This window comes from Enterococcus sp. 9E7_DIV0242 (assembly GCF_002140975.2).
GTDB classification, from domain to species: domain Bacteria; phylum Bacillota; class Bacilli; order Lactobacillales; family Enterococcaceae; genus Enterococcus_L; species Enterococcus_L clewellii.
Genome location: NZ_CP147247.1, coordinates 4,009,268 through 4,035,299 on the forward strand (window position 1 = coordinate 4,009,268; position 26,032 = coordinate 4,035,299).

Annotated in this window: 26 protein-coding genes; 18 read left to right on the forward strand and 8 right to left on the reverse strand. The window is 39.3% G+C overall.

Annotated elements, in window-relative coordinates; translation table 11 throughout:
• Positions 1-2: 2 nt before the first annotated feature.
• Positions 3-383 carry a hypothetical protein gene (locus A5888_RS18780; protein WP_086348979.1) on the reverse strand — a complete coding sequence of 127 codons (381 nt, stop codon included), beginning with the start codon at positions 381-383 and terminating at the stop codon, positions 3-5.
• Entirely contained in the window at positions 367-1,692 is a 1,326-nt protein-coding gene (locus A5888_RS18785; protein WP_086348980.1) for a Y-family DNA polymerase, read from the reverse strand. The genes A5888_RS18780 and A5888_RS18785 overlap by 17 nt, the downstream gene beginning before the upstream one ends.
• Before the next feature lie 268 nt (positions 1,693-1,960).
• Between A5888_RS18785 and A5888_RS18790 the strand changes: the two genes are divergently transcribed.
• The 7 genes from A5888_RS18790 to A5888_RS18820 all read left to right on the forward strand — a co-directional run bounded on the left by A5888_RS18790 (position 1,961) and on the right by A5888_RS18820 (position 8,791).
• On the forward strand, positions 1,961-2,269 hold the full coding sequence (locus tag A5888_RS18790; RefSeq protein ID WP_086348981.1) for an antibiotic biosynthesis monooxygenase family protein: 309 nt from the start codon (positions 1,961-1,963) through the stop codon (positions 2,267-2,269).
• Between the two features lie 327 nt (positions 2,270-2,596).
• Positions 2,597-3,823 (forward strand): arginine deiminase, encoded by a 1,227-nt coding sequence (gene arcA, locus A5888_RS18795; protein WP_086348982.1) that lies wholly within the window; start codon positions 2,597-2,599, stop codon positions 3,821-3,823.
• 20 nt (positions 3,824-3,843) lie between these two features.
• Positions 3,844-4,863, forward strand: a complete 1,020-nt coding sequence (gene argF / locus A5888_RS18800; protein ID WP_086348983.1) for an ornithine carbamoyltransferase — start codon at positions 3,844-3,846, stop codon at positions 4,861-4,863.
• Between the two features lie 21 nt (positions 4,864-4,884).
• Positions 4,885-5,823, forward strand: a complete 939-nt coding sequence (arcC, locus tag A5888_RS18805; protein WP_086348984.1) for a carbamate kinase — start codon at positions 4,885-4,887, stop codon at positions 5,821-5,823.
• A gap of 52 nt (positions 5,824-5,875) precedes the next feature.
• Entirely contained in the window at positions 5,876-6,571 is a 696-nt protein-coding gene (locus A5888_RS18810; protein WP_086348985.1) for a Crp/Fnr family transcriptional regulator, read from the forward strand.
• Positions 6,572-6,749: 178 nt separating this feature from the next.
• Complete coding sequence (locus A5888_RS18815) at positions 6,750-8,207, forward strand: YfcC family protein (protein ID WP_086348986.1); 1,458 nt, start codon at positions 6,750-6,752, stop codon at positions 8,205-8,207.
• 122 nt (positions 8,208-8,329) lie between these two features.
• Positions 8,330-8,791 carry an arginine repressor gene (locus A5888_RS18820; protein ID WP_086348987.1) on the forward strand — a complete coding sequence of 154 codons (462 nt, stop codon included), beginning with the start codon at positions 8,330-8,332 and terminating at the stop codon, positions 8,789-8,791.
• A gap of 133 nt (positions 8,792-8,924) precedes the next feature.
• On the opposite strand, the gene A5888_RS18825 is transcribed toward A5888_RS18820, so the two are convergent.
• Positions 8,925-9,170 (reverse strand): GlsB/YeaQ/YmgE family stress response membrane protein, encoded by a 246-nt coding sequence (locus tag A5888_RS18825; protein ID WP_086348988.1) that lies wholly within the window; start codon positions 9,168-9,170, stop codon positions 8,925-8,927.
• A gap of 128 nt (positions 9,171-9,298) precedes the next feature.
• Between A5888_RS18825 and A5888_RS18830 the strand changes: the two genes are divergently transcribed.
• Positions 9,299-9,850: an RNA 2'-phosphotransferase gene (locus A5888_RS18830; RefSeq protein ID WP_086348989.1), complete on the forward strand. Its 552-nt coding sequence runs from the start codon at positions 9,299-9,301 to the stop codon at positions 9,848-9,850.
• Positions 9,851-9,963: 113 nt separating this feature from the next.
• Here A5888_RS18830 and A5888_RS18835 read toward each other — a convergent pair whose 3' ends face one another.
• Complete coding sequence (locus A5888_RS18835) at positions 9,964-11,223, reverse strand: MDR family MFS transporter (RefSeq protein WP_086348990.1); 1,260 nt, start codon at positions 11,221-11,223, stop codon at positions 9,964-9,966.
• Positions 11,224-11,411: 188 nt separating this feature from the next.
• Between A5888_RS18835 and A5888_RS18840 the strand changes: the two genes are divergently transcribed.
• Positions 11,412-13,142, forward strand: a complete 1,731-nt coding sequence (locus A5888_RS18840; RefSeq protein ID WP_086348991.1) for an ABC transporter substrate-binding protein — start codon at positions 11,412-11,414, stop codon at positions 13,140-13,142.
• A gap of 123 nt (positions 13,143-13,265) precedes the next feature.
• Here A5888_RS18840 and A5888_RS18845 read toward each other — a convergent pair whose 3' ends face one another.
• Together A5888_RS18845 and rlmD are read right to left on the reverse strand one after the other, a co-directional pair.
• A complete protein-coding gene (locus A5888_RS18845) occupies positions 13,266-13,523 on the reverse strand; it encodes a hypothetical protein (RefSeq protein ID WP_086348992.1) in 258 nt (85 codons plus the stop codon).
• Between the two features lie 28 nt (positions 13,524-13,551).
• A complete protein-coding gene (gene rlmD / locus A5888_RS18850; protein ID WP_086348993.1) occupies positions 13,552-14,922 on the reverse strand; it encodes a 23S rRNA (uracil(1939)-C(5))-methyltransferase RlmD in 1,371 nt (456 codons plus the stop codon).
• Between the two features lie 257 nt (positions 14,923-15,179).
• Here rlmD and recX point away from each other — a divergent pair, with 257 nt between their 5' ends.
• The 6 genes from recX to A5888_RS18880 all read left to right on the forward strand — a co-directional run bounded on the left by recX (position 15,180) and on the right by A5888_RS18880 (position 21,638).
• Positions 15,180-15,983, forward strand: a complete 804-nt coding sequence (recX, locus tag A5888_RS18855) for a recombination regulator RecX (protein WP_086348994.1) — start codon at positions 15,180-15,182, stop codon at positions 15,981-15,983.
• A complete protein-coding gene (gene mutY, locus A5888_RS18860; protein WP_086348995.1) occupies positions 15,970-17,139 on the forward strand; it encodes an A/G-specific adenine glycosylase in 1,170 nt (389 codons plus the stop codon). The genes recX and mutY overlap by 14 nt, the downstream gene beginning before the upstream one ends.
• Positions 17,140-17,294: 155 nt before the next feature.
• Positions 17,295-18,005, forward strand: coding sequence for a response regulator transcription factor (locus A5888_RS18865; RefSeq protein ID WP_086348996.1), 711 nt, complete (start codon positions 17,295-17,297; stop codon positions 18,003-18,005).
• Positions 17,998-19,419, forward strand: a complete 1,422-nt coding sequence (locus A5888_RS18870) for a sensor histidine kinase (RefSeq protein ID WP_086348997.1) — start codon at positions 17,998-18,000, stop codon at positions 19,417-19,419. The genes A5888_RS18865 and A5888_RS18870 overlap by 8 nt, the downstream gene beginning before the upstream one ends.
• A 103-nt stretch (positions 19,420-19,522) precedes the next feature.
• Positions 19,523-20,425, forward strand: coding sequence for an ABC transporter ATP-binding protein (locus A5888_RS18875; protein ID WP_086348998.1), 903 nt, complete (start codon positions 19,523-19,525; stop codon positions 20,423-20,425).
• Entirely contained in the window at positions 20,409-21,638 is a 1,230-nt protein-coding gene (locus A5888_RS18880) for an ABC transporter permease (protein WP_086348999.1), read from the forward strand. Before A5888_RS18875 ends, A5888_RS18880 begins: the two co-directional genes overlap by 17 nt.
• Before the next feature lie 133 nt (positions 21,639-21,771).
• On the opposite strand, the gene A5888_RS18885 is transcribed toward A5888_RS18880, so the two are convergent.
• Positions 21,772-22,332 carry a GNAT family protein gene (locus A5888_RS18885; RefSeq protein WP_339101781.1) on the reverse strand — a complete coding sequence of 187 codons (561 nt, stop codon included), beginning with the start codon at positions 22,330-22,332 and terminating at the stop codon, positions 21,772-21,774.
• A 378-nt stretch (positions 22,333-22,710) separates the two neighbouring features.
• On the opposite strand from A5888_RS18885, the gene A5888_RS18890 reads away from it, so the two are divergent.
• The 3 genes from A5888_RS18890 (at position 22,711) to A5888_RS18900 (ending at position 25,037) form a co-directional block, all read left to right on the forward strand.
• Positions 22,711-23,169 (forward strand): DUF6323 family protein, encoded by a 459-nt coding sequence (locus tag A5888_RS18890; RefSeq protein ID WP_086349000.1) that lies wholly within the window; start codon positions 22,711-22,713, stop codon positions 23,167-23,169.
• Positions 23,135-24,382 (forward strand): DUF6179 domain-containing protein, encoded by a 1,248-nt coding sequence (locus A5888_RS18895; RefSeq protein WP_086349001.1) that lies wholly within the window; start codon positions 23,135-23,137, stop codon positions 24,380-24,382. The genes A5888_RS18890 and A5888_RS18895 overlap by 35 nt, the downstream gene beginning before the upstream one ends.
• 121 nt (positions 24,383-24,503) lie before the next feature.
• Positions 24,504-25,037: a nucleoside tri-diphosphate phosphatase gene (locus A5888_RS18900; protein WP_086349002.1), complete on the forward strand. Its 534-nt coding sequence runs from the start codon at positions 24,504-24,506 to the stop codon at positions 25,035-25,037.
• A gap of 97 nt (positions 25,038-25,134) precedes the next feature.
• Here the strand turns inward: A5888_RS18900 and A5888_RS18905 are convergent, their stop codons facing one another.
• Positions 25,135-25,974 carry a sugar phosphate isomerase/epimerase family protein gene (locus A5888_RS18905; RefSeq protein WP_086349003.1) on the reverse strand — a complete coding sequence of 280 codons (840 nt, stop codon included), beginning with the start codon at positions 25,972-25,974 and terminating at the stop codon, positions 25,135-25,137.
• Positions 25,975-26,032 lie beyond the last annotated feature (58 nt).

Genomic DNA, 26,032 nt, shown 5'->3' on the forward strand with positions numbered 1-26,032 from the left:
CTTTAGACCTCGCTCCATTTATGGAAGCTTTTCAATGCAACATGTCGAATCTCTTCATAAAGTACGAGCTTTCCATCAACAAGTATACCTAGTTCATCAAAGCCCATAAGCTTTCCGGTGACATCTTCAAAGTAATTATTATCTGTATCCTTCATTTCCAGTTGAATAGCAATCAGGAGTTGTGATTCATAGGCAGAGGCCAACACCTGTTGGATGTCGTACTCAGACATTTTTTCTTTAGGTACTATCACATGTTCTTCCTCCTGCTGTTCTTTCTCCATTTCAGCTGTGTGCTCTGAAAGATACATTCCTTGCCATTTCATGATTCCACGATCGACATAATCATGGAAATAAGAATCGCTCCAATCAATTTCGTTTGGCATCATATTCACTCCTTAATCCGTCCATTCCACCGGCGTGTCCACCGATTAAAGAAGCACGGCTAATTGCAGTTCCACCCTCCATCAGGGAATTAGCATGTACAATAGAGGTGAAGCCATATTTTTTTCTGATGGCATCAATCAATAAATCGAGTTTATGATCATTGATGGGGGTGTCAGCTTCATTAAACAGATCCAATTGAATTGCTTCTGTGTAGGTCAGCTTAGAAAATGAAATTCCTACGCGACGCACTTCTGCTCCTGTCCAGTTTCGGCGAAAAATTTCTATTATGTATTCTTTTAACAGTTTCGATCGGTTAGTTGGAGGAATCTTCATTTGTTGGTTGAAGCCTTTGTTTCCCTGTTTTCTGTACCAACTGGAATAGCCTATGTAAAGAGAGACACACTGCGTTTGCGCATCATGCTGCCGCAATCTAGCTGCGACTTGGTCAGAAAGCTCCTGAAGAACAATCTCAATTTCCTGTTGAAAGCGATAGTCGCGAGGCAATATCTGATTGTTATTAAAGGATTTTTCCATCGGTTTGTAAGTGTCGGACAACTTTGTTCGATCAATTCCACAAGCATGGGCATGGAGCTGAACACCAATTACGCCCATCTCTTCTTTTAGTTTTCCTAAGTCAGCATGAGCCAAATCAAAAACAGAGCGAATATTTAGTTTCTCCAGACGTTTGGCAGTTCGAACATTCACGCCCCACATTTCAGTGATGGGCTGGACCTTCCATAAGGTATTTGGAAGATCTTCGTAACGCCACTCAGCAATCGAATTTCCTGTATGTTTTGCTTGAACATCTAAAGCAACTTTGGCAAGCAGAGGATTATCTCCAATACCGATTGTTACATGGAGCCCGGTTTCTTTAAGAATTCGTTCTTTTATCTCTTCGGCCAGTCCAAATGCGTCTTTACCAAATAGTTTTTTACTATGCGTAATGTCAATGAATGTTTCATCGATAGAATAGACAAGAATATCACTGCTGGATGTGTACTGCTTATAAATTGCATTAATTTTCATATTTTCATCAATATATAGCTGCATTCTTGGCGGTACGATTTTAAGATCAGGATGATTGGGGATGTCCCATTTTCGCATAACGTTAGAAAGGCCAAGTCTTTCTTTGGCGGCAGGAGAAGCAGAGAGAACCAAGCCACCTGTGTTTTCAGCGTTACTCATGACTACCAGCATTGTGTCCAGTGGTGATAGACCTAGTTTGACACATTCTACAGAAGCGTAGAAGGATTTGACATCAATACATAAAATATCTCGGCGGGGTTCCTTTTCGTAATCGAATTTCATGAGTAAGCTCCTTTCTATGAATAAGTCTAAAGTAATTATACGAACGTTTGTTCGTTTTGTCTAGCATAAGATAATTTACTGGGAGCAAAAACTTTTTTTGAGAAAGAAATTAAAGAAAAAAGCTGCTAAATGAAGACGTTATCTCATTGGAAGCCATTATACTGGAAATAGTTGAGGATTTACTTACGAAGAATGAATGAATATAGTATAATTGAAAATGATAATCATTATCAATCGTTGAGAATAAAATAATGAAAGGATGAATACTGTGATCATTCAATCAGTAACATTTATTGTTAAAAAAGAGGGCAAAGAGCGTTTTGAGAATAAAACAAAAAAAGACGTTGCTTCAATGCTGGAAAGAGAAGCCTGTATATCCAGTGAATGTTGGTATACGGAAACAAAGGAAAGCTGTGAATTTGTCCTGGTTTCTAAGTGGCAGACAAAGAAAGACTTTCAAGATTGGCTGAAACGTCCGGAGCATCTGCAGCAGCACAGAGAAGCGCATAAAGAAAGAGGAACTAAGCCTAGTATAGTTTTGGAGAAAAGCCAGAAAAGCTATACTGTTTTGACATAGGATGGGAAGGAATAATCAGTAATAAAAGCATAGTGGATGAAGGGGTTCTAAAAAAGACCTTTATCTACTATGCTTTTTTATATTTCTGACTCATAGATAAAATTTTGATGCTGATACGTAAACATTAGAAAATTCTTATTTTTCTTTTTATGGATTTATATAAATTTTTAAAAGTCTAGACTGAGATTTTTTTCAAAAGAATGCATATATGCAATGTTTTTGTATAATGAGAAAAATTCGACATTTCTAAAGGCAAAAACACGATGTGAAAGCGTCTACATTTTGGTAGCATTGAGTTGTACAAAAGAATAGAGGGGGAAATAACCTATGGAAAAAGCAATTAATGTTTTTTCAGAAATTGGAAAATTGAAGCAAGTGATGCTTCACAGACCTGGTAAAGAATTGGAAAATTTGATGCCAGATCATCTGGAACGATTACTGTTCGACGATATCCCGTTTTTAGAACAGGCAAGAAAAGAGCATGATATTTTTGCGGATACGCTTCGTTCTAAAGGAGTTGAAGTTCTGTATCTGGAAGACCTTGCGGCAGAATCATTGACTTCACAAGAAATCAAAGAGCAATTTTTAACAGAGTATTTGGATGAAGCCAATATCAGTGGCACCAATATCAAGCAAGAAATAAAGGAATATTTTTTATCACTTGGTTCAAATCGGGAATTGATCGATCAATCAATGGCAGGACTTAAAAAGAGAGACTTGGTGCTAAATGGTAACGCGAAATCTTTGACCGACTTAGTAGATGATAATTATCCATTTTTCATTGATCCAATGCCAAATCTTTACTTTACCAGAGATCCATTTGCAACAATCGGAAATAGCGTGTCACTGAATAAGATGTATTCAGAAACACGACGTAGGGAAACACTTTATGGAAAATACATCTTTAAGTATCACCCAATGTTCAGAGATAACCCAATCAACTTACTTTATAACCGTGATGATAGTACACGGATCGAGGGTGGCGACGAACTAGTCTTATCCGATAAAGTTTTGGCGGTAGGTATCTCTCAAAGAACCGATGTGGCTTCGATTGAAAAGCTGGCTAGAAATATCTTTGACAGTGAATTAAGCTTCGAGCATGTCTTAGCATTCGATATCGGCGAAGAAAGAAAATTCATGCATTTGGATACAGTCTTTACAATGGTCGATTACGACAAATTTACGATCCATCCTGAGATCGAAAGTGACTTGACTGTTTACTCTATTTCAAAAGAAAACGGTGAAATCAAAATCTTGGAAGAGGTCGATTCTCTGGAACACATTCTATGTCGCTATTTGAATATACCAGCGGTTCAATTGATTCGTTGCGGTGGGGATGATATCACAGCTGCTGCGAGAGAACAATGGAATGATGGATCAAATACCTTGACGATTGCTCCTGGTGAAGTAATCGTGTATGACCGAAATGTGATCACGAATAAGAAGATGGAAGAGGCCGGCGTCAAACTGAATTATATTCCAGGAAGCGAACTAGTTCGCGGACGTGGTGGCCCTCGCTGTATGAGTATGCCGTTTGTTAGAGAAAATATTTAAAAATCAAGGAGGAAAAAACAATGACATCAATTTTTCAAGGACGTAGTTTACTAGCAGAAAAGGATTTTACAAGAGAAGAGCTGGAATACCTGATCGACTTCTCCATTCATTTAAAAGATTTGAAAAAGAGAAATATCCCGCATCGTTATCTTGAAGGAAAAAACATTGCTTTACTGTTTGAAAAAACATCTACACGTACACGGGCAGCATTTACTACAGCATCCATCGATTTAGGCGCACATCCGGAATTCTTAGGTGCTAATGATATTCAATTAGGGAAGAAAGAATCTGTTGAAGATACCGCGAAGGTTTTAGGTAGTATGTTTGATGGAATCGAGTTCCGCGGCTTCAGTCAGGAAGTTGTCGAAGACTTAGCGAAATATTCAGGCGTTCCCGTTTGGAATGGTCTAACGGATGAATGGCATCCAACACAAATGATCGCTGATTTTATGACAATCAAAGAAAATTTCAATACGTTGAAAGATATCACACTTGTTTATGTAGGCGATGGTCGTAACAATATGGCAAATAGTTTGCTTGTTACTGGCGCAATTCTAGGTGTAAATGTACGTATCTGTGCACCGAAAGAGCTGCATCCGGAGCAATCAGTGGTTGATTATGCGAATAAGTTCGCTTCAGAATCTGGAAGTCAGTTAATGATTACAGATGATGTTGCTAAAGGCGTAAAAGATGCCAACGTTTTATATACAGATGTTTGGGTATCGATGGGTGAGGAAGATAAGTTTGAAGAGCGAGTGAATTTACTGAAAGACTATCAAATCAATATGGATATGGTGAAAGCTACTGGAAATACAGAGGGTGACTTGATTGTTCTTCATTGTCTGCCGGCATTCCATGATACAAAAACAGAATATGGAAAAATGATCAAAGAGAAATTTGGCATCGATGAAATGGAAATCACTGACGAAGTATTCCGCAGTAAATATGGTAGACAATTTGAAGAGGCAGAAAATCGGATGCATTCAATCAAAGCGATCATGGCAGCGACATTGGGCAATCTCTTCATTCCAAAAGCATAGAGGCAGAAAGGAGCAGTTAGATTGACTCAGAAGAAAAAAATAGTCGTTGCTTTAGGCGGCAATGCGATTCTATCAGATGATGCAAGTGCACAGGCACAACAGCAAGCATTGGAAATGACTGCAAAGCATCTGGTTCAGTTGATTGATTCAGAAACTCAGTTGATTATTTCACACGGGAACGGACCACAAGTCGGCAATCTGTTGTTGCAGCAACAGGCGTCTGATTCAGAAAAGAATCCCGCAATGCCATTAGATACTTGCGTGGCTATGACCCAAGGGAGCATTGGCTTTTGGTTGCAAAATGCTCTGGAAAGAGAACTGAAAAACGCCGACTTGAAAAAAGAAGTTGCAACGATTGTTACACAGGTAATCGTTGATAAAGACGACGAAGCGTTCAAAAATCCAAGTAAACCAATTGGTCCATTCCTTACGCATGAACAAGCTCAAGCTCTGGAAAAAGAAACAGGAGCTGTTTATAAAGAGGATGCCGGGCGAGGCTGGCGCAAGGTCGTGCCGAGTCCCAAGCCAATAGCTATCCAAGAGCAGTATAGCATAAATACATTGATAAATAATGATATCATCACAATTTGTGCCGGTGGTGGCGGGATTCCGATTGAAAAACAATCGTCCCGTGGCGTAGAAGCAGTAATCGATAAGGATTTTGCTTCCGAAAAGCTAGCAGAGCTGGTAGATGCAGATTTGTTCATTATTTTGACTGGGGTAGATAAGATTGCTCTGAACTTTGGGAAAGAAAATGAGAAATGGTTGGATAAAATGACTGTTTCAGAGGCAGAGCAGTACATGAAAGAAGGGCACTTTGCACCAGGCAGCATGCTGCCGAAGGTTGAAGCAGCCGTACAATATGTAACAGCAAGACCGGATTGTAAAGCAGTAATTACCTCACTGGAAATGCTGGGAGGTATCGGAAAGGAGCGTGTGGGGACAGAGATAGTTTGTTGAACCGATAGGGTAGGAATGAACTAGGAGAAGAATAGCCTTTGGAGTGATTCGTATGGAAAAAAATGCTACAACTTCTAAAGTATCAATAATAAACGAGCATCCTTATTTCTTGAATTTGGATGAAGAAAATCGTGGGCTTCTAAACGAGAACATGTATTGCCGTTCTTATAAAAAAGGACAGGTTCTTTTTGACACGGGTGATAAGCGAGACAGGATATTTTTCTTGAGCAAAGGTCTGATTCGTATTGAACGATTGGATGATACAGCGTCGTATAATTTCTTAGAGTTTATTAGTGACAAGCAGCCATTTCCGTTACTTGATATGTTTGAATCTGAAAAATACTACTTCTCCGCTGTTGCCATCACAGACATAGAGGTCTGTTATGTCTCTTCCACAATTTTTGAAAAAATCGTTCAAATGGATTTGGATCATTTGCGCGTATTCAATACAGATTTGAATCGACTCGTAAAAAAACAGATGCGGAGAATTCAATACTGTGTGACATCAAAAGCGAAGCAACGAGTAAAAAACACCTTGTCTATTTTGATGGAGGATCTAGGGGAACGGGTGGATGATAAAATCATCATCCCCCATCCGATCCTCATTAATGATATTTCAAAATACAGTGGTACGACCAGAGAAACAGTCGGTCATACGATCAGAGAGCTGATCAAGCACAAGAAAATAACGTATAAATATAAAGAATTGGTATTTATCGATATTGATTATTTTACTTTAGGAAAATAAATGATATGAATTTGCTAAGATAGGCAATCGGGAAATAGAATACCAGTGGTCAACACAAAGCAATCCCGAAGATTCATATAATTAATCAATACAGAAAGGAGAACTATGAATGAGCTCCGATTGATTCATGAAGAGCGAAACAGTTTTTCTATAGGGCTTGTTTATAGTATAGAAGACTATGACGACCAAAAAAGAGAAAAAAGAAAAAAAGTCCATTTCATCATTTAGTATTCTATTCATCATTATTATATTACTGACTGTCGTTTCCTGGCTGTTTGCGGGTCAGTCGTTTACACCTACTATACCAGCCGGAGGAACCGAAGAAGTCAGCCAAGTTGTTGGGGCAAAGATTTCTGATCTGGTAATGTCCCCATTTAATGGCTTTAGAGATGCCATCGATATCTGTGTATTCATTTTGATTCTAGGCGGATTTCTGAATATCGTGAATCGGACGGGTGCTTTGGAGGCTGGTATACAGCATATTGTGCGAAAGCTGAAAGGTAACGAACTAGTGTTGATCCCCATATTAATGATTCTATTTTCAATTGGTGGTTCAACCTACGGAATGGCAGAAGAAACGATTCCGTTTTATTCACTATTGGCCGTAACAATGGTTGCCTCAGGCTTCGATACGATTGTTTCAGTAGGAACAGTTATGTTGGGCGCCGGAGCTGGGGTTATTGGTTCGACAGTTAATCCATTTGCAACAGGGGTGGCAATGGATGCCCTTCGAAGTGTTGGCATTACGCCAAATACGGGGACTATTTTAGCAATAGGCTTTGTATTATGGATCGTGACAACAGCCTATTGTATCTTCTGTGTAATGGGCTATGCAAGAAAAGTAAAAGCTGATAAAGGGTCAACGATTCTTTCACTGCAGGAACAAAAAGATATGGAGGAATCATTTGAAAAAACAGGTGCTCAGAACCTAGAGTTTACGGGCAAACATAAAGCAATTTTGTCTGTTTTTGCCTTCTCATTTGCCATCATGGTTATTTCCCTTATTCCGTGGGGATCATTTGGCATCACGATTTTTGATGGCTGGACTTCTTTCCTTACCGGAGAAAGCTTTGGCGATTGGTATTTTGGTGATTTAGCTATGTGGTTCTTCTTAGTAAGTTTAGTTGTTTCATTGATTCAGGGATTTTCAGAGAAGGAAATTATCGACACCTTTATCGATGGGGTAAAAGATATTCTCTCCGTTGTTCTGATTATTGTTGTGGCACGTGGCGCTTCTGTAATCATGCAAGTCACTCATTTAGACTTATTCATTTTGGATAAATCTGCCGGATTGCTTCAAGGGCTGTCGCCGATTCTGTTTGTTATCGGAGCATACGCATTATATCTGTTCCTATCTTTCTTGATTCCATCTACCTCAGGTTTAGCCTATGTATCAATTCCAGTCATGGGTGCGTTAGCTCATAACATCGGCTTGAATCCAAATGTCATGGTTATGATCTTTACCGCCGGCTGTGGATTAGTTAACTTGATTACACCGACTTCAGGCGTTATTATGGGCGGATTGGAAATGTCAAAAATCAATTATTCCACATGGACAAAATTCATGGCCAAGCCGCTTATTGTCATAGGTCTTAGTAACCTGGCGATCTTGATTGCGGCAATGCTGTTTCTTTAGGAAATAGGTTAGGGATAGGAGTAAAATCTCAGACTGTTCTTGTACTAAAATCTGAATAGGTGGTGGGTAGAAAGAACATCTGCCTCCACCTAGGCATTAAAACAAAGCAGGTGAAAGGTGATATGAAAAAAAGTGATCGGCAGGATATTATCAAGAAAATCATTGTTGAAAATGAGATAGAGACACAGGAAGAATTACTGGACTGTCTTAAGAATGAAGGGTTCAGCTTCACTCAGGCAACGATTTCAAGAGATATGCGTGAACTGAATATTGTGAAATCCTATACAAAAGAAGGAAGAAAAAAATTTACCATACTGGCTGTGGATAAAAATGATTCTGAATTAGAGCAAAAAATAAGGAAAACTATGAATGAATATACGCAATCGATCGAACGAGTAAATTTTATCGTAATCATTCATACTCTGCCTAATGGAGCGGACGTAATCGCCAATTATATGGATGAAAGAAGGTTTTCTGAAGTAGTAGCTACTGTCGCAGGATATGATACCCTAATTATTGTGACACGTTCAGATAAAAATGCAGATCAGTTTATTGCTAAGTTAAATACGTATCTTGATGAGTAAGCGAAAGGTATGGAAAATGGATTAAATCTTTTAAAGCAGCAATAAAAAAATTCTTCGTAAGTAAAAAAGTACACTCAGAAAGCTTTCGTGAAAGGGCTTCTCTGGATGTACTTTTTTAATGGTAACAGAGTCATTAATTATTTCTGCCAAACAAGGCTGAAACAACAATAACAACAATTGCTGCGCCCAAAATAGATGGAACGATTGCCATCCCGGCAAGGCTTGGTCCCCAGCTTCCGAACAATGCTTGTCCGACAGAAGAGCCGATCAAACCTGCAATGATATCAAATAGGCAGCCACTCGGCTTATCTTTATTCGTAACAGATCCGGCAATCGAACCAATAACAGCGCCAACGATCAATGTCCATAACCAACTCATAGATGATTCCTCCTTAACGTTCGTTTACTTCTTTATAATAGCATAAAGCAATCAGGGGAAAATCGGGCGGAGGACCTATCTAAATCTAGGTTTTATCGCTATACTTAGTAAAAAGGGGGCAGAAAAAAATGCTTACAAAAGAAGAACAACGAATCAGTAAAACCATTTCCTATGCGCTAAGGCATAAGCCGGAAGAATTTGACTTGTTACTGGATAGTGAAGGCTATACGGAGCTATCTGAGTTTATTGAAAAAATGAATAAGACGGCAGGTCTTGCGCTGACTGTCGACAAGCTACATTCTCTACTGGAACGAAGTGATAAAACGCGTTGGGAAATCACGGACCAAAAAATTCGAGCTGTCTATGGACATAGCATCAAAAAGAAAATAGAAAAAGAAGTAGCGGTCCCCCCGGAGTATCTGTATCATGGAACGCCACATAAATTTTTAGACAGCATTTTAACGAAGGGCTTGATCCCAAAGGGCAGACAGTATGTTCATTTATCACAGGAGCAAGAAACAGCTGTCACTGTAGGGAAAAGAAGAGATGATTCACCAGTGATACTTAAAGTCGATACTCGTAGTGCAGTCAATGAGGGCGTTTGCTTTTATCAAGAGCTGGAAGGCATTTGGTTAAGTGATCCGATTCCAGCGAAATATCTGGAAGTAGTAACAGACTAGTTAGATTTAGTGCTTGAATTTCCTTTTGTAATAATTTTTGAAAACCATCCATCAAAAGCCCGTTCAAAATGGGGAGCTTTTGATGGATGGTCATTTTTTCTAAAGAGTATTATTTAGGATTCGGTTGCTTGTTTATTGGCTGTCACATGTTGTTTGCTCAAGAGAGAGCTGTTGGTCAATACGATAGCAAGCAGACCTAAAAGCAACAGTAACGTCGCCATTCCGTATTTTCCTATGAGTGGAGAAATCATCATTGACAGGGAAGCCAGAATTTTTCCCAACTGAAAAATGATGCCATTGAAGGCGACATAGGAGCCGCGGCTGGATTCATCAATAATCTCTGCAAGAATTGTCTGTCGTGTCGGAACATACAAAAGCTCACCGAAAGAAAAGACCACTGTTGCGGCAAAGAGAATAAGCAGCTGATTTGAAAAGGCTGTTACAGCATAGCCTAGACTAAATAACAGGAAACCTGTAAACATGATTTTCTTTTGAGGGCGCCCTGTGACCCATTTCGCAATTGCTCCGGTAAAAAGAACGATAATAACTGTGTTGACTGCTGTCAGCAGACTGAGTATTCGAACACCATCAAGAGTGAGTGTACCAATATTTCCTAAGCTGATAGTCAAATGCTTCAGTTCCTCTGCTAAACGCACAGAGACGAAATTATTCCGTTGAAACTCTACAGTCATGATCGCAATTCCGGCCAAGGTGAATAGTAGGAAGCGCCGATCTTTCATCACCTTTTGGTAGCTCCTAAAAACAGCAGCAATACCTACATTCTTACCTGTACTCTCCTGTTTTACCAGTGTTTCTGAAAGGAGATGTACCGTTAGTCCCGTTGTCAGCAGCGAAAGTATAAACAAGGCAATCAGTAACAAGAAAAGGTGAGATTGGAAAAACCAACCGCCGACCATGACTCCAATCAATATCGATAAATTATTGGCCCAATAGCTGATAGAATACATAAATGCACGATTTTCTACAGTACTGACGTCGATCAGCATAGCATCAGCTGCCGGATTGATCATACCTTGGGCAATACTCACGATCAACATCATTAGGAATGTCAACCAGACAGAGTGGAAGATAGGCGAATTTGCCAGCAGCATACCTAGATAAGCAGCTGACTTCAATGCTTCTCCGGCAATCATGAGCTGTCGCCGACCAAAGATATCGGTCAGGTGCCCACCGTAAATACCGGCAATAAATTGAATGACTACATTGATTGTTACTAAGATTCCGGCAACTCCACTGTTCAATTCCTTCGTGAAATAAACAGCCATGAATGGAAAAATCATGGAGCCAACCACTTTACTGAGAAATTGAATGATGATCCGGGCCCGAATATTCGGATGTAAGCTTTTAAACATTTCATCACTTCCTTTCTTTAGATACCTGTGTTCCTTTTGTATTATGTGTAGCCATAGCTTTGGAAAATTACTTAGCAGATTAGGTATTGCACTTAATAAAAGGTTTGATATGATTATAAAAGAGGTTTTGAAAATTAAAAAGGGATTAAAAACGGGAATCATGTCCCCTTTTATTTGGAGGGAAGAGAATGGACTTTTCTTATTATCAGCTGCGAGCTTATTTATTGAAGAGGGAAGAAGCACAACACGCGGTATTCAAATTGACGGAGCTTGAGGAGCTGTGGCGGTGTACGGTCAAGCAATGCAAAAGACGTTTAAAACAGTACCAAGAATTGGGGCGGCTTGAGTATATTCCGGGAAGAGGGCGAGGCAATTACTCAGAACTGATTTTTCAACAGGCGTTTCAGCAGGAAATACAACGGGTCGTGGAGAAGGCGCTGAAGGAGGATTCTTTGACAGAGGTTATCGAATTGCTTCAGTTGGACATTCCGAAAGAATGGTTTGAAGAAGTATTCACAGAGATTCAGGGGATGTTTGGTGTTAAGCAAAGTCCAGATAATCAGGAGATTTTGCGGTATATTTTACGAAGACCGATCACTTCTTTGGACCCATTACAGACGGCAGTTTCCAGAGAGGCCTTTCTGATTCATCAACTGGGTGACACACTTCTTGTTCATGATGCAGCAACTCATCGGTTGAAAGCTGGTTTAGCTCATCATTGGCGAGTTTCCGAGGATTATTGCTGTTGGACCTTCTTTTTGAGAAAAGGGGTTCGTTTCCATCACGGTCGAACGATGACCAGTGAGGATGTTCGTCATACCCTGATGCGGGCAAAAATGGCAGGCTCGGTTGTTTCTTGGCAGCTGCAGAATATTGTAGCTGTTCGTTGCATCGATACTTATACGGTGGCTGTTGAGCTGAGAAAAGGGGAACCGTTCTTCGGTCATTATGTATCAACAGGTAACTTGACGATTCTACCTCATGACCTACCTTTTGAAGAGCAGAAATGGGTGTCAACAGGGCCATTTCGAATCAAAGAATTTTCAGATCAAAAGGTTATTTTGGAAGTTTTCGAAGAGTACTATGGAAAGCGACCATTAATGGATCGGATCGAGTTTTGGGTGATTGAAAGTCAGGAATTGCCTGTGACAGTTTCTACGGAAAGAGCTTTTTCCAAGGAGGATAGTTATGTTGAGAAATATAAAAAGAATACAGGTGTGGAATTTTTGATTTTCAATTTTCGACGTCAGAATATTGTCCAGCACCCTGACTTTCGTGAAGCAATTTATCATTTGCTGGACCCAGTATTGATGACAGAAGAGCTGGAGATGGGCAAAGTAGCGTCGAGATACTATCCTGAAAAATCCTGCATAGAGCCGCGAATGCCGGAAAAAATTCGTAGGCTGCTAAAAAAAGCTGATTATCAAGGGGAATCGATTGTTTTGGGGTCCTTCAATTATCTTGAAGCTAGAAAGAAGGCGCAATGGGTAAAAAACAGAGCGTCAGAATTTGGCTTGAATATTGAAATCAAGGAGCTTGCTATTGTCGATTCTTTTTATACAAAAGAGTTTGAAAAGCAAACGGATATGATGATGATGGGGGATATTCCAGCGACGGATAAAGAATTGGCTTTTCTGGATTTTTGCTGTAACCCGAATCTATTGTGCCAACGATTCTTTTCTGCAGAGATTCTTGAAGAGCTAGACAAGAAAGCTGAAAAAATGAAATTCGATCCGAATTATGAACAAAGGCAGATAGAGTATGAGCAGATCGAACGCTGGCTGACAGAGAACAATTATCTGGTCTATGTATCCCATCCGATAAAAAAGGAGCTCGTCCATTCTACAATTGAACAGCAAAATGGTGCCTTTTTTAGCTATTTGAATCTGCGGACAGCATGGGCGGAGAAAGATTATTAATCCGGATTATTTAAGAAATAGAGGAAGTCGGATAACGGAGTTTGATGGAGGATATGAATACAATAAACGAGCAGCTGAAGTGTATCAGACTGCTCGTTTTTGATTCTATTTCATTTTGTTTTTTTAGAAAATTAAAAAGTAAAAAATCAGAAAACCTATTAACGGAATGACCATGATAATGCTGATTATCAAAGGAATTAGCGGGAGGGCATACCAGCCATTCCCAAATTTCTTTTTCCTTTTCACTGTGGCGAGAGCACCAATCGAAAACAAACTTAAAACGAATGTGATGATCCCAGTCAGACCAACGATTAGAACACCTCCAAGAATGACTAGGAAGGCAATCATGAAAAGCATAAAAAATAATGCACCCAAAGCCAATACCCTCAACTCCTTTCATAGACCCCTTTTATTTTCTGGTCAACTTTACAACAACCTCACAACGAGCTGTTTGTGGAAACATATCGACTGATTGTAGATAGTTTATTTTGAATACTTTTGCCAGCTGAACTAAATCTCTGGCTAAGGTAGAAACATTGCAAGAAATATAAACCATTTTTTTCGGTGGTTGTCTGAGAATAGCTTGCAGCAGCTTATTGTCTAAGCCAGTTCGTGGTGGATCAACGATGATTCCATCTGGTCGGAAGCCTTCGTTCAGCCATTTTGGTAGCAGCTCTTCGGCAGTGCCTACCTCATAACGCGTATTCGTTACTCCTAGAGTTTCTGCGTTGTGGCGTGCATCATCGATTGCTGCAGGGATTGTATCCATTCCTCGAACTTCCCTTGCTTGTTTTGCCAGACTAAGGCCGATCGTTCCAACCCCACAATACGCATCAACCACTGATTCATTGGTTTTTAGATTCAGTGCTTTACGAGCCTCTTCATACAACCGTTCGGTCTGTTCAGGGTTCAGCTGGAAAAACGCTCGTGGTGACAAATCGAAGGTGATTTCACTGATTTTTTCTTCGATGCTTTCCTTCCCTGTAAGGTGGATGGTTTGGTCGCCCATAACTAAAGAGGTTTTCTTATTCTGAATATTTTGCATAACAGAAACCACTTCCGGCAGCTGTTCTTCCATCTCACGGAGGATCGCTTGTTTTTGCGGAAATTTTTGTGACTGGGTAATAAATACGACCTGTACCTCACCGGTCTGCACACCGATTCGAACCATCAGTGTTCGGAAAATCCCACTGTTTTTTCGTTCATCATAAATTGGCAGCTGATACTTATTTAAAAGCTCAACCAACTTGTTCATGACCTTAGTCACTACGACATTTTGAACGAGACAATCATCAATAGGAACAAGATGATGCGATTCCGGTTGATAAAGCCCGGCTTCGATTTTATCTTCATTTTGCCGTAATTGGAATTGCGCTTTGTTTCGATAATGCCAAGGATCGTCCATTCCGATTGTTTTTCTAAGCTCATAATTTTGATAATTTTCCGGTTTAAATTTTGTCAGCGCCTGCTTCAGCAGATCCTTTTTATAGACTAGCTGTGCCGGATAATTTAAATGCTGCAGTTGACAGCCGCCGCATGTTTCATAAACCGGGCATGGAGGTGTGATCCTGTCAGGAGACGGCTTGGTGATTTTAAGAAGCTGTCCCTCTATGAATTTAGGGTTTACTTTGGTTACTTGGATAGATACCTGTTCATTAGGTAGTGCATTTGGAACAAAGACGATCGTGCGCTTGTAATAGCCTAACCCTTCGCCGTTGATACCCAAACGTTTTATTTTTAATGGAATGACCTGTCCAATTTTTACTTGTTGATTATTCATAAGACCGTCCTCTTAAAAGAAATTTTTTTTGTTGAAAGCTTGTGATTTTTCGTATGTTATAAAGAGTCTTGTATAATTAAGCATTGAACTCCTGTTGGAACACTGTTCATTAAGCTTCTAAGAAAAGTTGCAATAGATAGCTTATAATTCCCAATATCCTGATGTTCTTCATTTTAGCATAGATTTTTCGGTTTGGCTCCCTCATAATAGATGTGATATAGTAGAATGTATGTTCTGATTAAGAAAGGCGGAAAAAGATGGAAACGATTGTAAAAATAACTAGAGAAAAAATGCAGTTCTATCTTATCTGGCTGTCTTCCGGTGAAAAATTGCGTGTATCGGAGGATATACTGGTCAAGCATCGACTGTTAAAAGGACAGGAAATGTCAGAGCAGTTGATTGCGGAAATCAAAAAAGCCGGTTCCTATGACGTTGGCTTACAGCTGGCTCTGCATTATTTGAGCTACCAGTTGCGCACCAAAAAAGAAATTCGCGACTACCTTAGAGAAAAGGAAGTTGCCCACCAAGATAGAGAGAAAATTATTGCACAGCTTCAAGAGTTGGCGTTACTGGATGACTACATATACAGCGAAAGCTATGTACGTACGGTGATGAAGACTTCGGACAAGGGGCCTTCACAAATTGCCCAACAGCTGAAACTAAAGGGAATTGAAGAAGAGGCTGTACAACAAGGCTTGTCACTTTATACACCGGAAGAACAGCTGATCACAGCTTCGAAAGCCGCTGAAAAAGGAATGCGGCGTTACCGAGAGAAAAGCTTTAAAGATGCAATTCAGAAAACGAAAATGTACTTGATTCAACGTGGCTTTTCAAAGGATATTGCGGAGCAGGCGATGGCTGATCAAGAGTTTGAAAAGGATGAGGATCAGGAGCTTGAGCAGTTAAAAAAACAAGGCGATCGACTGTGGGCAAGACACCGTAATTTAGAATCTGGAAAGCGAAGCTTAAAAATCAGACAGTCTCTATACCAAAAGGGATTTGATTATGAGTTGATTTCACAATTTATCAGTGAAAAGGAATTAGAAGATGACGAAGAATAGCTGGGCAGCATGGACGCCTGAAAAAACAGAGGAATTCCAATTAGCATTTATTGCATGGTATGAAAAAGAAAAACGTAACCTTCCATGGCGAGTCAACCTGGACCCTTATCGGATCTGGATATCAGAAATCATGCTCCAACAGACACGAGTAGATACAGTTATTGATTACTATTATCGGTTTATGGACTGGTTTCCGACAATCAAAGATTTAGCAGAGGCACCTGATGAGCGCTTGCTAAAGGCTTGGGAGGGATTAGGTTATTACTCCAGGGCGAGAAATTTGAAAGCAGCTGCCCAACAGATCATGGCCGACTTTGATGGACAAATGCCTCAAACAATTGATGAAATCAGAGAATTGAAAGGCATCGGACCATATACTGCTGGTGCAATCGGCAGTATCGCTTTTGAGTTGCCTGAGCCGGCTATCGATGGCAATGTGATGCGTGTTGTCAGTCGTTTGTTTGAGATCGATGCAGATATTGCTAAGGCATCTAGTCGAAAAGTATTTGATGAAGCCATGCGAAAAATCATTGATGAGAAGCGTCCGGGAGATTTCAATCAGGCAATGATGGATCTTGGCTCGTCCATCTGTACACCGACATCGCCGAAGTGTGAAGAATGTCCAATCAGTGCTTATTGCGATAGCTATGCGCAAGGGACGATGGTCAATTATCCTGTAAAAACGAAGAAGCTGAAACCAAAGGATGTCTATTATGTTGGAACGATCATCGAGAATAATCAGCAGGAATTTTTGCTGGAACAGCGGAGTGCAACAGGACTTCTTGCGAACATGTGGCTGTTTCCGATCCAAGAAGTCAGTCAGGCATTATTCGAACAGTTGAAAACAGAATGGTCAGAGGAAGAGCAGCAGCTATCACTGGCATTGGATCAGGAACAAGAATTGATGGTAGCAGAAGAACATGTAACACCACTAGAAGGGTATGATCATGTTGTTTGGCAAAAACGAAATTTAGGCGAGGTTACTCACATTTTCAGTCATTTGAAATGGCATATTCTGGTTTTTTACGGAAGAAATACTGGAGAGCTGATACTAAAGGAGAAGCAAGACTGGGTGCCCGCTGAACGTTTTTCTGAATTGGTCTTTCCCAAGCCGCAACAGAAGATGGTGGCGTTGTTTGAAAAAGAGAGACACTGAGACCGGACAACAAAGTAAGCATAAAAGTGGCTGGAACAGTATGTTGTTTCAGCCGCTCTTTCCTATACAAAATGAAACGATAGACGGAATGAAAGTGTATAAAAGATGGGATGTACTATATTTTCTGAAGATGGACAATCAAAGGAGATGAGAAGGTGGAGCTAAAGAAGAAGAAGGTACTGCTTGTTGATGATGAGCAAGCTATCCTTGATTTGTTGGAAGAAGTGTTAAAAAAGGAAGGCTTTCAGCATGTTTTGAAAACCTCAACAGGGGAAGCGGCTATTGAGCTCTGCCGAACAGAACAACCTGACCTGATTGTCTTGGACGTTATGCTGCCTGGAATCGATGGAATAGAGACCTGTAGGCGAATACGGGAATTTTCTTATTGCAGCATTCTATTTCTATCTTCAAAGGATGATGACATCGATAAAATATTAGGTCTTAGCATTGGCGGAGATGATTATGTAACGAAACCATTCAGTCCTAAAGAAGTGGTTTTTCGATTAAAAGCACAGCTGAGAAGGAAGAGATATGAGGAACAAGATCACCAAGCTAAAGAAACAATCAAGATCGGCAACATTCATATAAATATAGAGAGTCAACGAGTGTACAAGAACGAAAAAGAAATTGTTCTCACGGCTCGAGAATATGGACTGCTTACTTATTTTGCGCAAAACCCCGATAAAATTATCAGTAAGGACCGATTGTATGAACAGGTATGGGGAGAAAATAGCTTTGGAAGCGAGAACACTCTGATGGTTCATATCCGACATCTGCGTGAAAAGCTGGAAGATGATCCCTCTGCGCCTAAAATTATTGTAACGGTAAAAGGACTAGGCTATAAATTGGTAAAATCTTATGCATAAAATATCGGGATTTAAAAGTGTCATTTTTATCTATACCATCTCCATCATTCTTCTGATTGCGGCAACTCTTTCAATTGCTTGGTATGTAACACATCTTACAACGATTGTTCGTCCCGATGGACAATCCTCTACTAGTAACTGGCCGCAGCAGTATACAGAAAGTTTTATTGATAATATTACAGTTGAAAAGGGAATTCCGGTAATTAGTGAGCAAGGACGAGCTTCTTTGAGAAGGAATCAGCTTTGGATACAGCTTCTAGATAGCGAAGGGAATCAAATTATTCAATACGATAAACCAACAGATGCAATGGATAGTTACTCGTTCAGCGAGTTGCTTACAGTGCAGAAAACCAATCGCGTAGCGGAGCATACGGCATTTATCATGCCAATGACAGTTGACGGGGATGATCTGACCTATATTATCGGGTTTCCAGTGAACCTATCAAAAAGAACAATGTATTTTAACAGCGATTCCTACGGAGGTATGCGTTCAAGCATCTTTGCGTTGCTTATAGGTGTGGTTATTTTTGTTTTGATAGCTGGCTTGATTTATGGAGTATGGCTGACGAAGCACTTGTCAAAGATCGTTGTATCGTCAAGAGAAATTGCTACGAGAAGCTATTCATCGATAAAGGAGACAGGCGTTTTTTCTGATGCCTATAGCAGTCTAAATCAATTGGATATTGAAATACAAAAAAGTGATGCATTTCGGGAAAAAGCAGATGCAATGAAACAAGAATGGATCGCCAATATCACCCATGATTTAAAGACGCCGTTGTCTCCAATAAAAGGTTATGCAGAGTTATTAACGGATGGATTTTCAACGAATTCTGAAGAGGACATCGTACGATATGGGGAGAACATAGTGAACAACGTTCTCTCTACAGAGCGGCTGATCAATGATTTGAAATTGGTTTATCAGATGGAAAGTGGAGCTGTTCCCTTAAATATGCAACAGATCGATTTATCGAGTGAGGTCAGAGAAACAATAATTGACCTGTTGAATCAGCCGAAGTTTGCTGATCGGTCAATAGAATATCGGTGTGAAGATGCGCCTGTAAAAATAACAGTCGATCCCATGTTGATCAAGCGAACTATTGAAAATATCATCATCAATGCCTTGATTCATAATCCTGTTGAAACAGAAATCATTGTTGTGTTGGAAGTAGCTGACGAAATCACACTTTCTATCAAAGATAACGGAAAAGGGATTTCTGATGAAGAAATGAAAAAAGTATTTGATCGCTATTATCGAGGAAATCATAACGATGAGAAACCAGAGGGCTCAGGTTTAGGGCTCGCGATAGCGAAGCAAGTCATTGAATTGCATAATGGGAAAATAGCGATTCGAAGCACGAGTGATGAAGGAACAACAATTCTTATTCACCTACCCAAAAAAGCAGAAGAAAATTAAGGTTAAACTAAGGTTTACTGAAAGTTGCTATAAGGCTACAGGTCTATACTCATTTATGAGAGATCTGTCGTCTTTTTTTATTACTGGGAGAGGAGCAATAGATATGGAGCTTTCTATTCAGAATTTAAGTAAAAAATATCACGATAAGCTAGTTGTAAAAGAGATGAATGTAACGCTGACGCCAGGTGTGTATGGTTTGCTAGGTGCTAACGGTGCAGGGAAAACTACGTTAATGAGAATGCTGGCTGGTGTATTGAGACCAACTACAGGCAGTATTTCTTTTAATGGCGAAGCAATCCACATACTTGGAGAGGAATATCACGCTCAATTAGGGTATCTTCCTCAAGAATTTGGTTATTATCCTGAGTTTACTGCTAGAGAGTTCATGTTGTATATGGCGGCAGTCAAGGGCTTGGAGAAGAGCGTGGCAAAAAGAAAGACAGAAAAACTGCTTCATTTAGTCAATTTACAAGCAGTTGCTGATAAAAAAATCAAGTCCTACTCAGGAGGGATGAAACAGCGTTTGGGGATTGCTCAGGCAGAACTGAATGATCCTGCTATTTTATTGTTGGATGAACCAACAGCAGGACTTGATCCAAAGGAGCGTGTACGCTTTCGCAATCTTATTTCTGATTTTTCAAAAGAAAAAATTGTACTTCTGTCTACTCATATTGTTTCAGATGTAACTTACATTGCAGATAAGATATTGATGATGAAAGAAGGCCAGCTTTTCTTGCAGGGGCCGATGCAGACAGTTGCTGCGAAGATAAAAGGAAAGGTTTGGGAGGTTCTAGTTGATGCTCAGAAGGCAGTTGAATACAGTAAACGTTTTTCAGTGGTCAATCTTCGACATGAAGAAGTAGGAGTACGATTAAGAATCGTTCATGACACACAACCGAACAGAGAGGCACACCTGGTAGAGCCAAATTTAGAAGATTTGTTTCTTTATTACTTTGGAGAAATTGAGCAGAGAAGAGAGGAGCAGACAGATGCTGATCAAATATGAATTTCTCAAAATTATACGTAGAAGGTCAACGCTTATTATGCTGGCAGTTAGCTTGGTAGTAACAGGTTTTCTGTTTGGATTGCCAATCATGCAATATCAAACAGTTACTCAAAGCGAAACATTAAAGGGAACCGAAGCAATCTCCTATGAAAAAGAAAGGCAAGAAGCATTGTCTGTTGTCTTAACAGATGATTATGTTCAGGAAACGATCGAAGAGTACCAACAGCTTTTTCAAATTCCTGAAAATGTTGGTTATGATGGTGATGAGAGCTTTCTAATTGGTGATGCCTATTGGTCATTTGTTTCTCCGCGAACAAAATTGCTGAATATAGTAGCGGCAAATTATGATCGACCAGGAGAAAATTCAGGGTACAATAAACTACCGGAAATGGATCTGAAAAATGAACTTGACTTTTATCAACGACGTGAAAGCAAAATAAAAGAATTATTGGATACGCCATCCAGAGAATTAACGAAACAGCAAAAAAACTATTGGCTCACAATGAGTAGTAAAGTAAAGACGCCACTGCAATATGGCTATTATGAAGGATGGGAGATCATTATCAGTAGTTTTGAACTGTTAATGTTCGGGTTGCTGGCGGTTTGTATTACACTTGCACCTGTATTTTCGGGAGAGTATCTAACAGGAACGGCTGCCGTTCTTTTGGCGAGCAAATATGGAAAAACTAAATTGATCACAGCAAAAATCATTGCTTCGTTATTGTTTGGACTACTTGCGTTTACTATCCATGTCGTAGTGGCTTTTGGCTTACCTCTGGCTGCTTTTGGGATAGATGGCTGGAATTTAAATGTACAAATAGCCAACATGAGTATCCCATATCCACTAACTTTTTTACAAGCTGCGAGTATCAATCTTGCTGTAATTTATGTTCTGTTGCTCGCTATGATAGGCTTGACACTTTTGCTGTCTGCAAAAATGAAAAGTCCGTATCTTGTATTAACAATAATAGTACCAGTGCTCTTTATTCCGCTATTTCTCTCTCCCTCTGGCACTACTGGCTGGTATAATGGCTTGTTGTTTCTATTGCCTTATCGGGCTACCAGACCTGAATTAAATAATTATGTGTCCTATCAGATCGGTCAGTGGGTTGTAGATGTATTTACTATGCGGTTGGTGTGTTATGGTGGCATCTTTCTAGTCACACTGCCATTTGCACGATCACTATTTAAGAAGCATCAAGTTTCAGGATAAATAGACGACTGGATGGTTATAAAATTGAAGCACTGCACTAAAAAACATAGATAAAATTCTTCTTATAATTTAGACAGAATTTTATCTATGACTATTAGGTACATCTTAATAAAACCATATTGGCAGTTATTCACTATTGATTTTTAAGGAAGTCTTGTTTTAATAGGTAGTAGTAATTCATATCTCTAAATCTACCATACATTAATTTTTCTTCTTTTTGTGTTCCTACGAAAGTAAAGCCATTTTTTAATGCTACTTTATTACTTGGTATATTTTCGGTATCCGCTACGATAGTTAGTCGATTTAGTTCTAAATTTTTAAAGGCATATTCACATAACTTCTTAACTACCTTAGAAATTATCCCTCTATTTTCATACTCCGAATGAATCCAATAACCGATTTCAGCTTGTTGGCTAGTCAAGTCTATTCCATGAAAATCTGTACAACCGATTAATTTATTATTAATAGCTATAAAGAAGAGAGCATCGGTTTGCTTAGCTACACCTTCTAATTTCATTTTGAAATATTCTTCTTGGTTCGTGTATTCAACAACCCCGTCAACAAAATCTAAAAATTGTCTAAGATGTTCTCTATCGGAATCTATTAACTCAAACAATTCTTTTGCCATTCTTATCTCTGGATAAACAAGATACAACTCATCTTCAATAGGCATTTTAAAATAATTTTTATTCATAGTAATTCTCCTTTTGCATGCAATAATAGATCGTTCCTATCTAATTTATTTCAGGTAGTATATTCTTTTCTATTCTATCAAAGAAGTTCAATAGAAAAAAGAGAGCTAGTAGAAGTGCCAATATATGAGGAACAGTTGGATTTAGAACATCTATTTGAATTCATATCATTACAATAAAGAAATGAAGTGTTATTTTACATGTCGGTATCAAGAATAATTAGGACGTAAACAAATAAAAAGAAGAGAAAATTGTCCATAAAAAGTGGATTTTTTTCTCTTCTTTCTGTCTTTATAATAACATAAAATGCCCTAAAAAAACAGTCTGTTTATTTTTAGAAATCTATGGTATTAAGCATATACAGAAAGGGAGGGGCTAGTGTGAAATATGATATGGTATCGTTATTTAATGAACTGCAGGATCAGAATGGTATTTCGCTGAATCAGGTAATTCAACGACAAGAGCTGCATTTATCAGAGCTTCAGCTTCAAGAGCTTGCTGTAAAAAGAGAGGAATCGTTGGAAGCCAATCACCTCATTGATTTATCCTCAGATAGCCAGCGATACATTGCGACACAATTGGATCAATCAACATTGACAACAACGAAGAACTATTTTCAGCATTTGATCGACTTGCAGGAGAGTTTTTACTTTTTGAGAAGCAATCTACCATTTTCTTATTCGGATGAAGAGCTGCTGGAAAAATTGATTGCTACTTTTGAAAAATATGAAGGATCTATTTCTCCTATGCAAGGCGCGCTTGAGGAATGGTTGATCGAAGAAAATCTCAAGGGAGGCACACTAGATGACGGAATTGACAACTCGCTTGGAAAGAAATGACATTCTAATTCTATTGAGAAAAAAGATGTTAGAAAAAATGAGTGGTACGACAACTATGCCTATTGACGAAGCAGAAAATCTGCTGCAATCCATTTTATATGTTTTGGCCCATGCTGAGAGGATAGGAAAAGATGCATCTTCTGTATTTGAAAAATTTGAGCAAGGTAAGCAAGCGATAAAACAACAGCTTGCTCATGCTGCGGATGTGTACCATCTTGTATTGAAAACAAATAATCAGCTGCCGATAGACTCCTATCAGAATCTGCTAAAAGACTTTTCTGATTTTTTTACCAGCTATGATCTGGACTACGCTGCTCATCAAACAGGGCCACTATGGATCGATTATCAATTGGCATTTTCAGTGGATGACCAACAACTGAAGGGCGTCGATTTTGTTTCTGTTTATTTAGAAAATCTACTGTATGAGAATTTGTTTTGCCAATGTTTTCCCAAGCATGTGTTGAAAGAAATGTTTGATGTTTATGGAAAGCAGCTGCAAATGGATTATCGAACAGATATCAACAATATTTATGATCGTGTGCTTTTTCAAGTGTTCGGACGCTGGCTTACAGGGAGAAAGCAGTCTGATTCTCTTTTACTGACAGAAACTGATTTTCAATCGTTGGAGATTATGTTCGAGTATCAAGAAGAAGGTCAAATAGGAGAAGCGTTCAAAAAACTTTTAGTAGAGCTGCGATTACCGGAAGCTGCATACTATTGGCACACCTTTCAGCTTTTTTTTGATAGGGTGAACGAAGCGGGTTCCGAGGCAAATCGACGAGCCTTGTTCATTTTTGAACGTCCTGTGACTACCGTTTTTTTAGTGAATGAGGGAATGCTGGCAACTGATTTTTCAGCTGTATCAATAAGTGCAGAACATATGAATGGAGAAGAAAAAATCAAATTATTGATGAACAATTTTCAATCGATTTACGATTATCTGGACTTCTTCGAGCTGGGGGTTTTAGAGGATAATGAATACTTTTTGCTGTTCAACTGTTTAGGCTCAGAAATGCTTGCCGTGTTCATCAAATTTGCACTGAGAGACTTGCGAGAGGAATCTGGAAATTTGGAGGTATTCAGCCAGCAATTTGTTGAGGAGCGGTGGAAACAATTGCTGCAAAGCTACTTAAGATCAACGGATAAAAAAGTAAGAGCAGTGTTGGATAGCTATTTGAAAAAACTTGAGCTACCACCTGTAGATTTTCGATGAGAATAGGAACTCTCTTGTATGCAAAAAGAAAAATTGTGCTATAATTAAGGGGATATCGATGTAATGAGCACCTGAATGAAAATTTAGTTAAAATTTTCATACACGGGAAAGTAGGGGTACTATGAAGATTCCTAAAGAAGGAGAGTTTGTAACCATTCAGAGTTATAAACATGACGGTCACTTACATCGAACCTGGCGAGATACCATGGTATTAAAGACAAGTGAGTATTCTCTTATCGGCGTGAACGATCATACTTTGGTCACAGAGTCTGATGGTCGTCGTTGGGTCACTCGTGAGCCAGCTATTGTTTATTTTCACAAAAAATACTGGTTCAACGTAATAGCAATGATCAGAGAAAAGGGGGTTTCTTATTATTGCAATCTGGCTTCACCGTTTCTTTTAGATGACGAAGCTTTGAAGTATATCGATTATGATTTAGATATCAAGGTTTTTCCTGATGGCGAAAAACGCTTGCTTGATGTAGATGAATATGAATTTCACAGCAAAATCATGAATTATCCGAATGATATCGATTTTATTTTGAAGGAGAATGTAAAAATTCTTGTAGATTGGATTAATAATGAACGCGGACCATTTTCTGAGGCTTATATTGATATCTGGTATCAGCGTTATCAGCAACTAGCTAAAAAGTAGTCGATGTAAAGATCCGATTGAACATAAAACACCCTGCGCTGTTGAGCGTAGGGTGTTTTATTGTGTGTGGTAATGTTTACTGATCAAGGGAATCCTATCAACAAATATGATAAACTTCTGTCAGCTTTTCAATGGCTGCTAGTACATAAGGCTCTGTTGTCGCTTCAAGGCTGGCGAACATCAACGGTTTGTCATGCTTCAAGAAGCTGAGAATTTGGTTGTATTTCATCCAACCCGTTCCAACAGGCACGATTTTGACTTGATTGTTTTCAATGACAAAATCTTTGAGGTGGAAACAGCTGATGTCATCACGCAGCTCAGTCAAAGCATTGAAGACAACTTCTTCCTGTTTTTGATAGTTGTCTAATGAGATCAGATTCGCGCAATCCATGATGATTTTCAAATTGGGCGACTGAATTTCATCGATCAGCCGCCGTGCTAGAGCTGAGGTATGAAGCGGATGATTGATTCCTGCTTCAATGCCGACCGTAACACCAAAATTTTCTGCAAATGCCACTAGCTCGATAATTGATTCCCGTGCAGCGACATAGGCTTCTTCTGTAAAATTCTTCATTGTATAGCCATTTCCAACACTTCCGGTTTCAGTCCCAACCAATGCAGCGTGGTAATCCTTTGCCAGAGTAATATGGTGTTTAAAAATAGCCAGTTCTTTTTCCCTGATGAACGGATCTGGGCTGGCAAGGTTGATATAACAGCCAAGTATAGAGACTTTGATACCCATATTTTGCAGATAATCCCCAATGTAACTGGCTGTGCCGCTGGAAATACTGGTCAAATCCGGTGCTAGTTCAGGAAAGGATTTTTTCACAGCAAATTGAATATGAGAGAAGCCGTATTTTTGGATTTTGTGCCCAAGCTCTTCACGTGTTTCAGCAGTAAGATCATGGGCGCGAATCCCTAGATTTAAAGGAATCATTGTGTAACCTCTTTTCTTAAGTGGTTCATTGATTATTGCTAAATGATCGATATTCTCT

Bases quoted from the DNA above. Each gene is read 5' to 3' on its own strand.
- A5888_RS18825 (WP_086348988.1), bottom strand. From the start codon at position 9,170: ATGAGTTGGTTATGGACATTGATCGTTGGCGCTGTTATTGGTTCGATT.
- A5888_RS18810 (WP_086348985.1), top strand. From the start codon at position 5,876: ATGGAAAAAAATGCTACAACTTCTAAAGTATCAATAATAAACGAGCAT.
- rlmD (WP_086348993.1), bottom strand. From the start codon at position 14,922: ATGAATAATCAACAAGTAAAAATTGGACAGGTCATTCCATTAAAAATA.
- A5888_RS18900 (WP_086349002.1), top strand. From the start codon at position 24,504: ATGAAGATTCCTAAAGAAGGAGAGTTTGTAACCATTCAGAGTTATAAA.
- A5888_RS18880 (WP_086348999.1), top strand. From the start codon at position 20,409: ATGCTGATCAAATATGAATTTCTCAAAATTATACGTAGAAGGTCAACG.
- A5888_RS18835 (WP_086348990.1), bottom strand. From the start codon at position 11,223: ATGTTTAAAAGCTTACATCCGAATATTCGGGCCCGGATCATCATTCAA.
- mutY (WP_086348995.1), top strand. From the start codon at position 15,970: ATGACGAAGAATAGCTGGGCAGCATGGACGCCTGAAAAAACAGAGGAA.
- arcA (WP_086348982.1), top strand. From the start codon at position 2,597: ATGGAAAAAGCAATTAATGTTTTTTCAGAAATTGGAAAATTGAAGCAA.
- A5888_RS18885 (WP_339101781.1), bottom strand. From the start codon at position 22,332: ATGAATAAAAATTATTTTAAAATGCCTATTGAAGATGAGTTGTATCTT.
- argF (WP_086348983.1), top strand. From the start codon at position 3,844: ATGACATCAATTTTTCAAGGACGTAGTTTACTAGCAGAAAAGGATTTT.
- A5888_RS18785 (WP_086348980.1), bottom strand. From the start codon at position 1,692: ATGAAATTCGATTACGAAAAGGAACCCCGCCGAGATATTTTATGTATT.
- A5888_RS18840 (WP_086348991.1), top strand. From the start codon at position 11,412: ATGGACTTTTCTTATTATCAGCTGCGAGCTTATTTATTGAAGAGGGAA.
- A5888_RS18870 (WP_086348997.1), top strand. From the start codon at position 17,998: ATGCATAAAATATCGGGATTTAAAAGTGTCATTTTTATCTATACCATC.
- A5888_RS18820 (WP_086348987.1), top strand. From the start codon at position 8,330: ATGAAAAAAAGTGATCGGCAGGATATTATCAAGAAAATCATTGTTGAA.
- A5888_RS18780 (WP_086348979.1), bottom strand. From the start codon at position 383: ATGCCAAACGAAATTGATTGGAGCGATTCTTATTTCCATGATTATGTC.
- A5888_RS18815 (WP_086348986.1), top strand. From the start codon at position 6,750: ATGACGACCAAAAAAGAGAAAAAAGAAAAAAAGTCCATTTCATCATTT.
- A5888_RS18875 (WP_086348998.1), top strand. From the start codon at position 19,523: ATGGAGCTTTCTATTCAGAATTTAAGTAAAAAATATCACGATAAGCTA.
- A5888_RS18895 (WP_086349001.1), top strand. From the start codon at position 23,135: ATGACGGAATTGACAACTCGCTTGGAAAGAAATGACATTCTAATTCTA.
- recX (WP_086348994.1), top strand. From the start codon at position 15,180: ATGGAAACGATTGTAAAAATAACTAGAGAAAAAATGCAGTTCTATCTT.
- A5888_RS18830 (WP_086348989.1), top strand. From the start codon at position 9,299: ATGCTTACAAAAGAAGAACAACGAATCAGTAAAACCATTTCCTATGCG.
- A5888_RS18905 (WP_086349003.1), bottom strand. From the start codon at position 25,974: ATGATTCCTTTAAATCTAGGGATTCGCGCCCATGATCTTACTGCTGAA.